The sequence below is a fragment of the Grimontia sp. AD028 genome (assembly GCF_000973155.1).
GTDB classification, from domain to species: Bacteria; Pseudomonadota; Gammaproteobacteria; order Enterobacterales; family Vibrionaceae; genus Enterovibrio; species Enterovibrio indicus.
In genome coordinates this window covers 1-281 of record NZ_LASY01000212.1, presented here as the reverse complement: position 1 = coordinate 281, position 281 = coordinate 1, and the positions used below count along the sequence as shown (strand labels likewise).

General features: G+C 50.2%; 1 tRNA gene. It reads right to left on the bottom strand.

Annotated features, from left to right (window positions below):
- Positions 1–162 precede the first annotated feature (162 nt).
- Positions 163–238 (bottom strand) — tRNA-Asn (locus tag RN22_RS24360).
- Positions 239–281 lie beyond the last annotated feature (43 nt).

Sequence of the window (281 nt, the reverse complement as noted above, 5' to 3'; positions counted from 1 at the left end):
GACTGAACTAAGGGGGAACAGATTTTTGTGATTCACCGCCGCGGCGATGTATCGAAAGTGGCTCCTCTGTAAGACTTAACGGGGCCGCCTAGGCTTGCGACAAATCGCGAAGCGATACTTCGACAAACCGATGACTCGTTCGAAAACCAATCATCTAAAAAGTGGCTCCCCCTGCAAGACTTGAACTTGCGACATACGGATTAACAGTCCGCCGTTCTACCGACTGAACTAAGGGGGAACAGATTTTTGTGATCCACCGCTGTGGCGATGTATCGAAAGTG